The 15,288-nt window shown below is 68.9% G+C and carries 12 protein-coding genes and 1 riboswitch; all 12 genes read right to left on the bottom strand.

Annotation, left to right across the window (positions count from 1 at the left end):
- Nucleotides 1–11 precede the first annotated feature (11 nt).
- The gene (gene cobN / locus ABIE65_RS06575) at nucleotides 12–3,755 is read right to left on the bottom strand and encodes a cobaltochelatase subunit CobN (RefSeq protein ID WP_354076470.1); all 3,744 of its coding nucleotides are present in this window, start codon (nucleotides 3,753–3,755) and stop codon (nucleotides 12–14) included.
- On the bottom strand, nucleotides 3,755–4,789 hold the full coding sequence (cobW, locus tag ABIE65_RS06570; protein WP_354076468.1) for a cobalamin biosynthesis protein CobW: 1,035 nt from the start codon (nucleotides 4,787–4,789) through the stop codon (nucleotides 3,755–3,757). The genes cobN and cobW overlap by 1 nt, the downstream gene beginning before the upstream one ends.
- A 2-nt stretch (nucleotides 4,790–4,791) precedes the next feature.
- On the bottom strand, nucleotides 4,792–5,316 hold the full coding sequence (cobU, locus tag ABIE65_RS06565) for a bifunctional adenosylcobinamide kinase/adenosylcobinamide-phosphate guanylyltransferase (protein ID WP_354076466.1): 525 nt from the start codon (nucleotides 5,314–5,316) through the stop codon (nucleotides 4,792–4,794).
- Nucleotides 5,309–6,115 (bottom strand): ABC transporter ATP-binding protein, encoded by an 807-nt coding sequence (locus tag ABIE65_RS06560; RefSeq protein WP_354076464.1) that lies wholly within the window; start codon nucleotides 6,113–6,115, stop codon nucleotides 5,309–5,311. Before ABIE65_RS06560 ends, cobU begins: the two co-directional genes overlap by 8 nt.
- 42 nt (nucleotides 6,116–6,157) lie before the next feature.
- Nucleotides 6,158–8,041: a TonB-dependent receptor plug domain-containing protein gene (locus tag ABIE65_RS06555; RefSeq protein ID WP_354076462.1), complete on the bottom strand. Its 1,884-nt coding sequence runs from the start codon at nucleotides 8,039–8,041 to the stop codon at nucleotides 6,158–6,160.
- Between the two features lie 278 nt (nucleotides 8,042–8,319).
- A riboswitch (cobalamin riboswitch) is annotated at nucleotides 8,320–8,526 on the bottom strand.
- Nucleotides 8,527–8,575: 49 nt separating this feature from the next.
- Entirely contained in the window at nucleotides 8,576–9,667 is a 1,092-nt protein-coding gene (locus tag ABIE65_RS06550; protein ID WP_354076460.1) for a 3-deoxy-7-phosphoheptulonate synthase, read from the bottom strand.
- A gap of 243 nt (nucleotides 9,668–9,910) precedes the next feature.
- Nucleotides 9,911–11,539 carry an NTP transferase domain-containing protein gene (locus tag ABIE65_RS06545; protein ID WP_354076459.1) on the bottom strand — a complete coding sequence of 543 codons (1,629 nt, stop codon included), beginning with the start codon at nucleotides 11,537–11,539 and terminating at the stop codon, nucleotides 9,911–9,913.
- A complete protein-coding gene (locus ABIE65_RS06540) occupies nucleotides 11,536–12,264 on the bottom strand; it encodes an XdhC family protein (protein ID WP_354076457.1) in 729 nt (242 codons plus the stop codon). The genes ABIE65_RS06545 and ABIE65_RS06540 overlap by 4 nt, the downstream gene beginning before the upstream one ends.
- Nucleotides 12,261–12,602, bottom strand: coding sequence for an XdhC family protein (locus ABIE65_RS06535; protein ID WP_354076455.1), 342 nt, complete (start codon nucleotides 12,600–12,602; stop codon nucleotides 12,261–12,263). The genes ABIE65_RS06540 and ABIE65_RS06535 overlap by 4 nt, the downstream gene beginning before the upstream one ends.
- On the bottom strand, nucleotides 12,578–13,759 hold the full coding sequence (locus tag ABIE65_RS06530; protein WP_354076453.1) for a vWA domain-containing protein: 1,182 nt from the start codon (nucleotides 13,757–13,759) through the stop codon (nucleotides 12,578–12,580). Before ABIE65_RS06530 ends, ABIE65_RS06535 begins: the two co-directional genes overlap by 25 nt.
- A 211-nt stretch (nucleotides 13,760–13,970) precedes the next feature.
- A complete protein-coding gene (locus tag ABIE65_RS06525; protein ID WP_354076451.1) occupies nucleotides 13,971–14,885 on the bottom strand; it encodes an AAA family ATPase in 915 nt (304 codons plus the stop codon).
- Between the two features lie 50 nt (nucleotides 14,886–14,935).
- Nucleotides 14,936–15,283 (bottom strand): YdbL family probable chaperone protein, encoded by a 348-nt coding sequence (locus tag ABIE65_RS06520; RefSeq protein ID WP_354076449.1) that lies wholly within the window; start codon nucleotides 15,281–15,283, stop codon nucleotides 14,936–14,938.
- Nucleotides 15,284–15,288 lie beyond the last annotated feature (5 nt).

Here is a 15,288-nt window from a genome sequence, read left to right as displayed (position 1 = left end):
GCCGTCGGTCTTCACGCCGCTTCTCCTATCCTGCTCAACTCCACCAGTGTCCCGTAGGCCGCGTTCCGCCGAGGCCGCCAGAGGCCGCGGTCGATCGCTTCGCGCAGCCTCTCCGCCATCTCGCGCAGCGCGGCGGGATTGGCGTCCGCCATGAACCCGCGCACCGCGTCGTCCTCGATATAGGCCTCCAGCACCGCGTCGAAATGATGGTCGCGGACGGCCCCGGTCGTAGCCGCGAAGGCGAACATATAGTCTACCGTCGCCGCCATCTCGAAGGCGCCCTTGTAGCCGTGTCGCATGACGCCGGCGATCCACTTCGGATTGACGACCCGGGCGCGCACGGTGCGGGCGATCTCCTCCTCGAGTCGCCGGACGACCGGCCGTTCCGGACGCGAGTGGTCGTTGTGCCAGACGACCGGCGCGGTGCCCGCGGCCTCCTTGACCGCGACGGCCATGCCGCCTTCGAACTGATAGTAATCGTCCGAATCCAATAGGTCGTGCTCGCGGTTGTCCTGATTGTGTACGACAGCCTCGATCTGCGACAGGCGCCGCTCGAACAGGCCGTGCCGCGCCTCGCCGCCCGCGCCGGCACCGTAGGCATAGCCGCCCCAGGCGACATAGGCGCGTGCGAGGTCGGCGGACGTCTCCCAGCCCCGCTCGTCGATCAGCGCCTGCAATCCGGCGCCGTAAGCCCCTGGCTTCGACCCGAACACCCGGAAGCCTGCCGCACGCTCCGCCTCCGCCGCGGTCGCGCCGTCGGCGATCATCGCTGCTCGATCTGCCCCGAACTTCGCCGCGAGCGGATTGTCGTGCTCCGGCTCGTCGAGCGCGGCCACGGCGCGCGCCGCGGCGTCGAACAGATCGATCAGGCCGGGGAAGGCATCGCGGAAGAAACCCGAGATGCGCAGCGTGACGTCGACGCGCGGCCGATCGAGCACACCTATGGGCATGATCTCGAAGCCCGTCACGCGGCGCGACCCCGGATCCCACGTCGGACGCACGCCCATCAGCGCCATCGCCTGCGCGATATCGTCGCCGCCGGTGCGCATGTTCGCGGTTCCCCAGGCGGAAATGGCCATGCGCCGCGGCCATGCCCCTTCCTGCTGGCGATGATGCTCGACGAGCCGCATGGCCGACGCCCAGCCGAGCTGCCAAGCCGCGGGGGTGGGCACGGTACGCGTATCGACCGAGTAGAAATTTCGCCCGGTCGGCAGCACGTCGGGCCGTCCGCGGGTCGGAGCACCGGACGGTCCCGGCTGCACGAACCGCCCGTCGAGTCCGATGAGCAGCGCCGAAAGCTCCGCCGCGCCGCAGGCGTCGACGGCTGGCCGAATCGTGCGTTCCAGTGCCTTCAGCACCTCCATCGTGCGATGCCATGCCGGATCGGATCGAGTTTCCCCGGCAACGAGGTCCTGCGCCAGCAGTTCCAAACGCTCGACCGTGTCGCCGCAGGTCCGCCACGGACGGTCCAGCAGCCGTGCCAGTGTCGGCGGCCGCGGTCCATGCCATGGCGACCCCATGCGGCAGTCCAGCGGATCGAACTGGTCGCCCAGCGCGAGATCCGCCGCGAGTGCGCGGATGAGCGACGCGTCGCCCTCCGTTCCCGCGCCGCGCGGGACGCGCAGCAGCGCCACCAGCAGACCCGTGCGCTGCATTCCCTCCGGCGACAGGCCGAACACGTGCAGGCCGTCCCGGATCTGCATCTCCTTCAGTTCGCAGAGATAGTTGTCGAGCTTGGCGAGTGCCTCGCCAGGTTCTTCGGCCGCGGCGATCCCGCAGTCGCGGTCGAGGCCGGTGGCGCTGCTCAGCTCCAGGATCTGTTCGCGCAACAGCGCCAGACGGCGCGGATCGACGCCCGCCGCCTCGTAATACTCGTCGACCAAGCGCTCCAGGTCGGCCAGCGGCCCATAGGTCTCGGCGCGGGTCAGCGGCGGCGTGAGGTGGTCCACGATCACCGCATGCGCCCGGCGCTTCGCCTGGGTCCCCTCACCGGGATCGTTGACGATGAAGGGATAGAGGTTCGGGACGGGGCCGAGGATCGCATCGGGGAAGCAGTCGCCGGACAATGCCAGAGACTTGCCCGGCAGCCATTCCAGGTTCCCGTGCTTACCCATATGGATGATCGCGTCGACGTCGACGGCGTCTCGAAGCCAGGCGTAAAAGGCGAGATAGCCGTGCGGCGGCACCAGGTCGGGGTCGTGGTAGCTGCGAACAGGATCGATGTTGTAACCGCGCGCCGGCTGCAGGCCGACCACGACGTTGCCGAGGCGGAAGGCAGCGAGCCGGAAGGCGCCGTCGCGCACGAAGGGGTCCGCTTCTGGGGCGCCCCAGCGATCGGTCACTGCGGTGCGGACGGATTCAGGCAGAGCCGCGAAGAAGCGGGCGTAGTCGGTCAGCGGATAGGGCTCCCCGCCGACACGATCTCCGCCGAGCGCGTTTGTCGGTCCTCTTCCCAGACGCTCTATGAGCGCCTGTCCGTCGGGCGGCAGGTCATGGACCGCATATCCGGACCCGCGCAACGCACGCAGCACCTGCCATGTGCCCGCTGGCGTATCGAGGCCGACGCCGTTGCCCATCCGGCCGTCGCGGTTGGGATAGTTCGCCATGACCACCGCAATCCGACGCTGCCCCGGCGGCTTGCCGCGCAGACGTAGCCAGCGCGCCGTCTGGTCGGCGACGGCGGCGATCCTGTCGGGAACGGGCTTGTACCGGACGAGCCGGCATTGGGTCGCCGGGTCCCAGCCGGCATCGTCCTTGAAGGACACGGCACCGGCGAGCAGTCGGCCGTCGACCTCCGGCAACGCCACGTTCATCGCGATGTCGCGCGACGACAGGCCATTGGCGCCGGCGCGCCACTGCGCTTCGTCGCTACCGGCGAGCACGACCTGGAGCACGGGACAGTCCAGATGGTCGAAGGGCGTGGAGACCGCGGCTCCAGGCTGAGACAGCGCGAAGGCGGTCGTGTTGAGGACAATGCCGACCCCGCCCTGGGCCGTCAGCGCCACCATCGTATCGGCGCAGACAGCATCCTTCAGACTGGCAACGTAGATCGGCAGCGCATTGATCCCCCGCTCTGCGAGCGCCGCGACCAGAGCGTCGACGGGATCCAGGTTCGCCGCCTGATACTGCGCACGGTAGAAGACGATGCCCGCGACCGGACGGTCGGGCTGCCAATGCCGCCGCAGATCCGCAAGATCGGCCACAGACGCACCGGGCCAATAGATCCCCGCACGAACGAGTTGTCGCGGCTCGTGCCACGCCGCCGTGCCGCCGATCAGCGATCCCGCATAGGCCAGCAGGCTGCGCAGATTCTCGGGCCCGCCCTGCACCATGAACTGCCACAGGCGATGGCAGGCTTCGGGCGTGACGGTCGACGCCTCGGTGAGGTCGGGGTCGGGCTGATCGGTTCCCGGTATCAGCGCCAACGGTACGCCGGCCTCGGCGCAGACCGCGGTCAGCTGTTCGATACCGTAGGGCCAGTAGCCGCTCCCACCGATGACACGGGCGATCACCAGCCGGCTGTGGCGGACGACTTCGTCGAGATAGAGGTCGACCGACACGTGATGCGACAGCTGCAGCAGGCTCGCGAGCCGCAGATCGGGCGCAGCGGCTCCGAGAGCGGCACGGGCGGCGGCGAGCCCGGCGAGTTCACTGTCGGCGGCCGACAGGAAGACGACATCGCCAGGCGATTGGCCGAGATCGACCGCTTCGCCGCCGTCGGCGACGGATCCGGCTCGGGCGGCGAGAAGATGCATCAGGCCGCCAGCCGGGCGCTCACCGCTGCAGCGTCCAGGCCGTGATGTCCGATGACGACGAGCCTGGTGCGGCGGGCCTCGCCAGGCTGCCAGCCGCGGTCGAAATAATGCTGCAGCCGCGGGCCCACGCCCTGGACCACTAGGCGCATGTCCTTGCCGGCGACGGCCGCAAAACCTTTGACCCGCAGGATGTCGAACTCGGCGACAGCCAGGGCGATCCGCGATGCGAAGACCTGCGGCGAGGCGATCTCCGGGAGTTCAACGACGAACGAGTCGAAATCGTCATGGTCGTGATCGTCGGTCCCGTCGTGGTGCGACGGCCGGCTGTCGAGGTCGGATTCCGCCGCCGCCGATAGACCGAGCAGTACGGCCGGATCGACCGCCCCCTGTACGGCGCGCACGATCCTGGCGCCGGGCCGAAGCTCACGCTCGACTGCAGCCGTCGCACGGGCGAGCGCGGCGTCGTCGAGTTGATCGGTCTTGTTGATCACCACCATGTCGGCACAGCCGATCTGTTCTTCGAAAAGCTCTTCCAAGGGCGATTCATGGTCGAGCATCTCGTCGGCCTCGCGCTGGGCCTGGACCGCGCGTGGATTGCTGGCGAACAGGCCGTCGGCAACGGCCCGTCCGTCCACCATCGCGATGACTCCGTCGACCGTCACTCGGGTGCGGATCTCCGGCCAACCGAACGCGCGCACCAGCGGCTTCGGCAGGGCGAGGCCCGACGTCTCGATGACGATGTGGTCGGGACGGTTCGGCCGGGCGAGGATCGCCAGGATCGTCGGTAGAAAGTCGTCCGCGACCGTGCAGCAGATGCAGCCGTTCGCGAGTTCGACCACGTCGTCGCAGCCCTCGATGCCGCAGCCTCGCACGATCTCGCCATCGATGCCGAGGTCGCCGAACTCGTTGATGACGAGTGCGATTCGCCGGCCGCCCGCATTCGCCAACAGGTGACGGATCGCGCTGGTCTTACCGGCGCCGAGGAAGCCGGTAATGACCGTCGCGGGGATCTTTCCGATCGGGTTGGCAGACATCTTCAATCCTTGCACGGCGATTTCAGCGTGAGCGGCAGGCCTGCAGCGACGAAGACGACTTCGTCGACCACAGCCGCCAGATCCTGGTGCAGGCGGCCCGCGGCATCGCGAAACCGGCGGGCCAGGGCGTTGTCGGGGACGATACCGAGCCCGACCTCGTTCGAAACGAAGACGACGGTCCCCGGAAGGTCGGGCGCGATCGACACGAGACGTGCCGATTCCACGGCCGGCGACCGTTCCGCGCCGAAGAGATTACCGAGCCAGAGGGTGAGGCAGTCGACGAGGACGGCCGTATCGGCCGCCGCCGTGGCGGCAAGCGCCTCGGTAAGGGCCAGTGGCTCCTCCACCGTCTCCCAGCCGGCATCGGTGCGCTGCGACCGATGCGCGGCGATCCGCGCCGCCATCTCGGCGTCGTGCGCCTCGGCCGTCGCGAGATAGAGTTTTCGGCCGGACCAGCCGGCGAGACGCCTCTCGGCATAGCGGCTCTTGCCCGAACGCGCGCCGCCCAGGACCAGGAGGCTAGGCATGATGCCCCTCTCCCACCTTCGCCCAGGGCAGGACATAGGGCATGCCCTCATTGGTGCCGCACACCGCGGTCACGCCGTAGACCCGTGCGAGCGCCGCAGCGGTCAGCACATCGGCGGGCACCCCGTCGGCGTGAATGCAGCCCTCATGGAGCAGCACGATGCGGTCGCAGAAGCGCCCGGCCATGGCGAGGTCGTGGAGCACCACGACCACCAGTGTGCCGTTCGCCGCGACGCCGCGCAGCCGCACCATCGCGTCGAGCGCATGAGCCGGATCGAGGCCGGCAACAGGCTCGTCGGCGAGGAGAACACGCGGCGTTCCAGCGAGCGCACGCGCGAGCAGCACCCGTGCCCGCTCGCCGCCGGAGAGCGTGCCCAGCGGACGCTCGGCGAAGGCGGACACATCGGTCAGCCGCATCGCAGCGTCGATCGCCGCCCGATCCGCAGGCGCGATCCGGTCACCGGAGAAGATCGAGGGCGCGCCCTGGTGGGGTATCCTCCCGAGCCCCACCACGGCCTCCACCGAGAGTTCCCAGTGCACCACGCCGTGCTGCGGCAGGTAGGCGATCCGTCGCGCGCGCTCCCGGGCCGGGACCGCATCGAGCGGTATGCCGTCGAGGGTGATGCGCCCGCCGTCCGGTTCCAGCAGGCCGACGAGCAGCCGCAGCAACGTCGACTTGCCCGCGCCGTTGGGGCCGAGCAGACCGACGACGCTGCCGGCCGCCAGCGACAGCGACACGTCGCGCAACACCTGTCGTCCCCCCAGCGCCTTGCTCAGGCCCTCGGTCGCCAGCACGCTCATGCCGTGCCCCGCATCGCACCTACCGGGCTTAAGAGCATCCGATCACGGTGTGTCAAAGGCCACCCTGATACCGGCATAGGCACCAATCCCCGGCGTATTGAACCCGTAGACGTCCTGATAATCCTCATCGAGCAGGTTCTCGACGCGGCCGAAGAGTTCGACACTGTCCGTGAGCCGATACGACGCTGCGAGATTGACCAGCACATAGTCTTCCAGGCCGATACGGACCCGGTTCGTGCGGTCGACGAACTCGTTGTCGATGGCGCGGCCGTTATAGTCGACGCCGAGATTGACGTTCGCCCGCCGGTCGAAGAAGCGATAGTTCGCGTTGGCGCTCGCCATGTACTTCGGACGCCGGACTTCGGTCCTGCCGTTCGGCTGCTCGGCGTCCAGCCAGGTGAAGCTGCCGGAAAGATCGAACGCGTCTGTGACCCGCGCTTGGGCCGCGACCTCGATCCCGCGGCGGGTGCTCTTGCCGGACAGGTTGACGGGCGTCGACCGGAATCCCGGCAGGAACGCCGTCTGGATCTCGTCGCGCAGATCGGTTTCGAAATAGGTGACGTCGAGCACGACACGGTCGCCGAACAGCTTCTGCTCGATACCGGCATCCCACCCCTTCGAGGTTTCCGGCTTCAGGTTCGGATTGCCGACGAACGTGTTCGGGTCGAACCCGAACAGTTCGAAGAAGGTGGGATTCGTAGCGCCGGTGGCGTAGCTGCCGTGCAGCCGCGTCCCGGATCCGGGAAACACGTAGGCCGCCGTCGCGCGATAGGTCGTCGCGTCCTCGAACCGCTCGTTGTCGTCGAAGCGTAGCGCCGCCGACAGGAACAGCCTGTCCCACAAGCCCAGGCGATACTCTCCGACATAGCCGTAGTCGGTGGGATCCCGATACTGGTCGGCCGACGGGAAGCCCTCGCTGCGGTTCCGGAAGTCCTGGTGCTCACGTTCGGCGTAGAAAGTCAGCGAGTGGGCAGCGTCGGCCAGCGTGGACGTGTCGAAGACGAAGGTGCTCTGATAGTCGAGCCTGCCTTTCGTGCCGGTGCTTTCGCTGGTCGTCCCGCTCTCTACGGACCGCCGGTCGGCACGGGTCGCCGCGGCTCCGAACTTTTGTTGCCAGGCGCCGTCGAACAGCAGGAGGCGTGCCTCGGCACGGCCAAACATCTGCTCCGTCTCGGTGAAGTCGTCGCTGTCCACCAGCAGCCCCTGCGTCGGCGTGGCAGGAAAATCGAAATCCTGCCTGTCACCCTCGGTCTTCGCCTTGGTGTAGCGACCGTTCAGGGCGACGCTGAGATTGCGCGCGAGGTCGAGGTCGCCGGTCAGGTTCAGGGTACCGTTGCTATAGCCGTCCTTCTCGCTGCCGGTGCTGCCGACGTTGATGCCGTCGGTCTCCAGCAGGCTGCCGCTGACGGACGCCCTGGCGCCCTCGTTGCCGCCGCTGAGACCTGTGTTGAGACGGTATGTTCCGAACGAACCGCCTTCGGCCGATGCATGGCCGCGCAGCCCCCTGCGGCCGCGCTTGGTCACGATGTTGACGACGCCGCCGATAGTGTCGGAGCCCCAGATGGCGCTCTGCGGACCGCGCAGAACCTCGATCCGCTCGATATCCTCGGCCAGCAGCGAGGAGAAATCGAACTCCGACCCGTTCATCGGGTCGTTGACCTCGACGCCATCGATGATCACCAGCGTGTGGTTACCCTCCGCGCCGCGGATGCGGACCTGGGTGACTGCGCCGACATTGCCGGCCCGGCTGACGGCGACGCCCGGTACCTGGCGCAGGATGTCGGAGACGAACCGGACCTGCCTGCGCTCGATCTGCTCCGCCGTGATGACGGTGATGGCGCTGCCGACCTCCTTGGTCGCGACCGTCGTACGGCTGGCCGTGACCACCAACTCGGGCAGGACAAGCGATTCCGCGGACTGAGCCAATGCGGCACTCGCCCCTGCCATGCCGACGACCGCACCGGCCAAGGCACGGGCGCAACGGCTTCTTGCAGACGACATTCCTTCGAGACCCCCGTCGATGACGTGAGCATCCAGCTCCGGATCGGAGTCGGACGCGGCGACGGGCGCGGAGACCGCAGTCGATGCGAAGGTTCTGAATCGTCGTCGACCCGTATCCATCGCGACTCCTGTCCCCGAACGCCCGGGAAACATTCGCCATCACGACGGAAAGGCCGCACCTGCGAGACACCCCGCACACAGGATGGATGACGATGCGCGCGGCAGGTCTCCTGGCTCGCGGGTCGTCGCGCTTCTACCCGTCTTCCCAGGACCGGCGGACCGGTCCCAGTGACTTCGTGGGTCGAACGCTCGCCACTCACAGTTGCGGGGGCAGCCCCGGAATTGGCCATATGGGCCGCACCGGATTCCCTCTGGGCCTCTCGCGAGGCACCACGTGCATCGCAAGTGTTGCCACGCCGGGCGGCGCCCGTCAATGACGGGCCGCCCGGCGTAGCGGCCTCAGCTGGCCTCGGCGAGTTCGCGCCGGGGTGCTTTTCCCCCTGCCCGCCTGGCCTCGACAGCCTCCGCCAGTGTCTCCAGCATCGCGACGGAGGTATCCCAGTCGACGCAGCCGTCGGTGATGCTCTGGCCGTAGACCAGAGGCTTGCCCGGTACGAGATCCTGGCGCCCCGCCACGAGATTGCTCTCCACCATCAGCCCAACGATGCGCTTGTCGCCGGCGGCGATACGGCGCGCGACATCCTCGGAAACCAGCGGCTGGCACTCGGGCTTCTTGCTGCTGTTGGCATGGCTGGTGTCGATCATGACCGCACAGCGCAGGCCGGCGGCCGCCGCCTGGGCACACGCCGCGTCGACGCTCTCCGCGTCATAGTTCGGCACCTTGCCGCCGCGCAGGATGACGTGGCAATCCTCGTTGCCCGCCGTCGATGCGATCGCCGCGCGCCCGTCCTTGGTGACGGCCAGGAAGTGGTGCGGCTGCGAGGCCGACAGGATGGCGTCCAGAGCGATACGCACGTTGCCGTCCGTTCCGTTCTTGAAGCCGACCGGGCAGGACAGACCCGACGCCATCTCGCGATGCACCTGGCTCTCGGTCGTGCGCGCGCCGATGGCACCCCAGGCGACGAGGTCGGCGAAATATTGCGGCGTCGTCGTATCGAGGAACTCGCAGCCGGCCGGCAGGCCGAGGTCGTTGATCGCGAGAAGCAGCCCGCGTGCGCTGCGCAGGCCGGTGTCGATGTCGAAGCTGCCGTCGAGGCGGGGGTCGTTGATCAGGCCCTTCCAGCCGACGGTCGTGCGCGGCTTTTCGAAATAGACGCGCATCACGATCTCCAGGCTGGCGGCGAAGCGGCGACGCTGCGCGGCGAGCCGGGAGGCGTAATCGAGCGCCGCTTCCGGGTCGTGGATCGAGCACGGGCCGATGACGACCACGAGCCGGTCGTCACGGCCGTGCAGGATGTCGTGGATGGCGCGGCGCGATTGCGTCACGGTTTCGCTCGCCGCATCCGTACGCGGCAGCCCGGCCATCACGGCGGCGGGCGGCGTCAGTTCGGTGAGGCTCCGGATCCGGAGATCGTCAGTGGCTGTCGGCACGGCGTGGGCTCCTTCGTTGGCCACACCGGCGGCATAAAAAAACCGCCAGGTGGCTGGCGGCTTCGGGACTTCTATGGATCGATCGTCAGATCGCGCGCACCCCTGCCTCCGCCGGCACTGTCGGATAGCTAAAGTACCAAAAGTAGGTAGCGGCGGTCGCACTGATCATGGCCGACATATAGCCGCGCATGAATCGTCTGTCACCGAAATAAATCGCCAGTGCGCGCAGCCGAGGCTTCTCGGTCAGGTCTCCTTCGCGCGAGCGAGGCTCGCCAAGGCTTCCGGCGTGTCGATGTCGAGGGCGACGCCGGCGTCGGGCACGGCGACTTCGGCGACCTGATCGCCGTGCTCCTCGATCAGCGCCTTGGCGCCCCTGTCGCCGGAAAGGGCCATGATCTCGTCGAAGAAGCGCCGCGCCCAGAGGACGGGATTGCCCTGGCGGCCCTGCCAGGTCGGGATGCAGATCGCCCGGCCTTCGACCGGGTTGAACGCGGCGATCAGCCGGTCGATGTGGCGCCCCGTCACCTGGGGCATGTCACCGAGGCAGACGACAGCGCCGTCGGCGTTGGGGGGGACGGCGTCGATGCCGGCCTTGACCGACCCGGCGAGCCCCTCGGCGAAGGCGGGATTGTGGACGAAGGTGACCGGACGGTCGCCGAGGGCGGCGCGCACCGCCTCCGCCTCGTGACCGGTGACGACGAGGATCGGCTTCGCCTTCGAGGCGACGACGCTGTCGACGACGCGCGCCAGCATCGGCATGCCGTCGACCTCCGCCAGCAGCTTGTTCGCGGCACCCATGCGCCGCGACAGGCCGGCGGCGAGGATCACGGCGGTGATGCGCGGCTCGCGCGGGGCGTCCTCGGCGATCGCCTCGGCGCGCGGCAGGGGCCGCGTCGGCACGTCAGTCAGCAGGCCGCCGGGTCCCATCAGCATGATCTCGCGCGGACCGACGGGGAGGTCGGCGGAAAGGCGCTGCAGCACCCAGTCGAAGCCGTTCAGCTTCGGCGAGCGGGCGCAGCCCGGCAGCCCCACGACCGGCGCGCCGTCCCAGTCGCCCATCAGGATCAGATTGCCGGGATCGACCGGCATGCCGAAATGCACGACCCGCCCACCGGCCCGCTCGATGCCGGCCGGCACCACGTCGCGACGGTCGACGATGGCCGAGGCGCCGGCGACCAGGAATATATCCGCCTTCGCGACGCGCGCCTCGGCGAGGCGGTCGGCGACCTCGCCCTCGTCGTGGCCGCAGCGCAGTTCGGCGACCATTTCGCCGCCGAGCGCCTCGATCCGGGCGCGGGTGATCTCGGCCGTCTTGTCGAAGATCCTGTCCTTCATCCCGGGCAGGACGGTCTGCACCAGGGCGACGCGCTTCGGCCGGAACGGTGCGACGCGCAGCAGCGCGCCGGCCTCGCGGCCGATGGCGGCGCAGGCGTCGACCGTGGCGCGCGGAACGGCGAAGGGGATGATCTTGACGGTGGCGACCATCTGCTTCGGCGCCACGACGCCGTAGGCCGGCAGGGTGCCCACGGTCACGCTCTCGTCGACCAGGTTGAGCCGATCGAGCCGCTCGCGGTCGAGGACCACGACCCCCGCCGCCTCGGCCACGAGGTTGGCGCGGCCGGTGAAGGCGGCGGTCATCGAGACGTTCTCGCCGCAGACGGCCTCCGCCACGACGGTCGCCGCCTCGTCCTCGAGCACGTCGTCGGGTTCGAGGCGTGCCGCCACGACCGTTTCTATCCCGGCGCCGAGCAGCTTCGCCACGTCGTCGCCGGAGAGTTCGCGGCCCTTCTTGAAGCCGCCCGTGGGCAGCTTGACGCTGTGAGCGAGGAGCGCCCCGGCCGCTTCCCGTGCGGGGATGCGGCCGAACTTCACGCCGCCTTCTCCGCCTTACGCTCGGGTGTCGCCGGCGCGGCGTGCAGGGCCTGGACGATCTGCGCCATGGTGGCGATGGCGATCTCCGCCTGGGCGCGTCCGCCGAGGTCGAGGCCGACCGGCGCGTGGATGCGGGCGATCTGCTCGTCGGTCAGCCCCTCCTCCTTCAGCCGGTCGACGCGCTTGGCATGGGTGCGCCGGCTGCCGAGGGAGCCGATGTAGAAGGCCTCGGAGCGGAGCGCCACGAGCAGGGCCGGGTCGTCTAGCTTCGGATCATGGGTGAGGGTCACGACGGCAGTGCGCGAATCGATGTTCAGCTTCTCCAGCGCCTCGTCGGGCCAGTCCTCCATCAGGGTGAGACCGGGAAAGCGCTCGGCGGTGGCGAAGGCACCGCGCGGATCGACCAGCACCACCTCGTAGCCGCTGTAGAGCGCGATGCGGGCCAGCGGCTGGGCGATGTGGACGGCGCCGACGATGACGAGGCGCAGCGGCGGCGTGAAGGCATGGATGAAGAGCCGCCGTCCGTCGCGCTCGATGGTCATGGAGCGGTCGTGGCGGAGCGCGTCGCGCACCTCGGCCAGCGTCTCGTCGGACAAGGAGAGGTCGCCCTCGGTATCCTCGCGGTCGACCAGCGCCTGGCTGCCGTCGGCGATGTCGGTGACCACGGCGACGGCGCGCTTGGCGGCACGCGCCGCGCGGACCTTGTCGAGGATCGCCGCCTTCATTGCACCGGCTCCACATAGACCTGGATCTTGCCGCCGCAGGCGAGGCCGACGTCCCAGGCCTGCTCGTCGGTGACGCCGAAGTCGAGGAGCTTGGGCTTGCCGGCCTTGATGACGTCGACGGCCTCCAGCACCACGGCGCCCTCGATGCAGCCGCCGGAGACCGAGCCCTCGAAGGCGCCGGCGTCGTCGACGACGAGCTGGCTGCCGATCGGGCGAGGCGACGAGCCCCAGGTGGTGATGACGGTGGCGAGCGCCACGCCCTTGCCGGCGCCGCGCCAGAGCGCGGCCTGCTCCAGGATCTGGTCCTTTTCGGTCAGGCCGGCAGCATCCGTAGCCATTCCCTTACCCCTTCCTGTCGCCGCGTCGGCTCGCGGCTGAGTGCAGCAGCGAGTTCGGCGAGGCTCGCGATGTTGTGCACGGGACGGAATTCGTCGACGTGCGGCAGGATCGCCTGCGCTCCCCTGGATTTTGGCTGGAAGGCGTCGTAGCGCAATAGGGGGTTGAGCCAGATCAGGCGGCGGCAGGACTTGTGCAGCCGCTCGATCTCCACGCCCAGGCCCTCGGCGGCATCGCGGTCGAGGCCATCGGTGATGAGCAGTACCACCGCGCCTTGCCCCAGCACGCGACGCGACCAGAAGCGATTGAAGTCGTGCAGCGCGTGGCCGATGCGCGTCCCGCCCGACCAGTCCTCGACCGAGCCGGCGATCTTGTCGAGGGCGACGTCGACGTCCTTCTGGCGCAGATGGCGGGTGACGTTGGTCAGGCGCGTGCCGAACAGGAAGGTGTGGACCCGGTCGCGGTCGTTGGTCAGCGTGTGCAGGAAGTGCAGCAGCATGCGCGAATACTGGGCCATCGACCCGGACACGTCGCAGAGCACGACCAGTGGCGGTGGGCGGGTGCGGCGGCGCTTGCGGGCGACGAGGATGGCGTCCGGGCCGGCACGGAGCAGGCCGCGCAGGGTGGCGCGCATATCGACCCGCGGTCCCGACGGGTCGGGACGGAAGCGGCGCGTCGGCACGTCGGCGATCGGCAGGCGCATCCGCGCGATGGCGCGCTTCGCCCGCTCCACCTCCTCGGCGGACATCGATTCGAAATCCATCCTGTGGAGCATCTCGCTGTCCGAGGTGGTCATCTCCGCCCGGACCTCGATCTCCTCCTCCAGCTCGCGCTGCGGCAGGTCGGCGTCGGGCGGGTTCATCGCGTCGGCGATGCGCCGCGACATCTCCTCCTGGTCCTCCTGCGACCGGTCGACGTCCACGTCGGGGACGAGCATCCCCATCATCCGGTCGAGGATGCGCGGGTTGCGCCAGAAGACGTGGAAGGCTTGGTCGAAGATCTCGCGCTGGTCGCGGCGGTTCACGAGGGCGGAATGGAGCGCCCAGTAGAACTGGTCACGGTCGGCGAGTTGGATCGCCCGCACGGCCTCGATGGCCTTCAGGGTCTGGCCGGGACCGACAGGCAGGCCTGCCGCGCGCAGCACGCGGCAGAAGTGCATGATGTTTTCGAGCAGGCGACCGCCGTTGGGCCGGGCTGGTTGAGTGGGGGCGCCTAGCATGGAGCGGTTGCTCCATCCCCCCACCGACCGTCATTGCGAGGAGCGAAGCGACGAAGCAACCCAGGGCACGCGCACCGGCGGTCGGAGCGCCGGCCCCTGGGTTGCTTCGCCTTCGGCTCGCAATGACGGAGATGGGTAGGCACGCCCCCCATCACCGCCCCGCCGCGACCTCGGCCCTCACCTGGTCGAGGATTTTAGCCGCTTCGCTGCCTTGGATGCGGGCGATGTCGTCCTGGTACTTCAGGAGGACGCCGAGCGTGTTGTCGATCGTCTTCGGGTCGAGCACCAGGGCGTCGAGCTGCATCAGCGCCTGGGTCCAGTCGATCGTCTCGGCGACGCCGGGCAGCTTGAACAGGTCCATGCCGCGCAGCTTGTGAACGAAGCCCACGATCTCGCGGGTCAGCGCTTCGGCCGCCCCCGGCGCCTTGCGACGCAGGATCTCCAGCTCGCGCTCGGCACTGGGGTAGTCGACCCAGTGATAGAAGCAGCGGCGCTTCAGGGCATCGTGGATCTCGCGCGTCCGATTCGAGGTGATGATGACGATCGGCGGCCGGTCCGCCTTGATCGTGCCGATCTCGGGAACGGTGATCTGGAAGTCGGACAGAACCTCGAGAAGGTAGGCCTCGAACGGCTCGTCGGTCCGATCGAGTTCGTCGATGAGGAGGACCGGCGGCCCCTCGACGGACGGCTCCAGGGCCTGGAGCAGCGGACGCTCGATGAGAAAGCGCCTGGAGAAGATCGTTTCGCCGAGCACCTCCCGATCAGCGCTGCCGGCAGCCTCCGCCATGCGAATCTCGATCATCTGGCGGGCGTAGTCCCACTCGTAGACCGCGGAGGAGACGTCAAGGCCTTCGTAGCATTGCAGCCTGATCAGCCGGCGGCCGAGGGTCTGCGACAGGACCTTCGCGATCTCGGTCTTGCCGGTGCCGGCCTCGCCCTCGAGAAAGAGCGGCCGGTTTAGGCGGAGCGCCAGGAACAGCGCCGTCGCGAGGCTGGTGTCGGCGACGTAGTCGCCCTGCTCCAGGAGCGCGAGGACCGCGTCCGCAGAATCGGGAATGGAGGTCAAATCGGCCCTCTTCGAGAAGTGTCGCCTTCACGCGGCCCGGGCAGCAACGCCTACTTTCGGGTCCAACCCCCGGAACCTTGGACGTAGGTGCCGCTCGGCACGCGGTCCAGGATCTTGCGCGCCGCCAACACCTCGACATCCGAGAGTTGGGTGCCGTTCTGGCGGGCGACCTTTTCATATTCGGCACGCCGCGCGGCATTCACCCGGTTGACGAGCGCGGTGACATCGGGCGTCGCGGCCTTCACCGGCGCCACGTAGCCGCGCGCGGTTTCGCCGACGAGACCCTGGGCGCGCGCATCGTCGAGCTGCAGGCCTTGCGCCGCGGCGGGCCCCAGCCCGGACGCCAGCCCGACGAGCAACGTCAACGCGAGGATGAACGGTCGCAGGAACTTGGTCACATCGC

This window comes from Constrictibacter sp. MBR-5, assembly GCF_040549485.1.
In the GTDB taxonomy this organism is placed as follows: domain Bacteria; phylum Pseudomonadota; class Alphaproteobacteria; order JAJUGE01; family JAJUGE01; genus Constrictibacter.
This window is presented reverse-complemented; position numbering and strand designations above follow the sequence as displayed.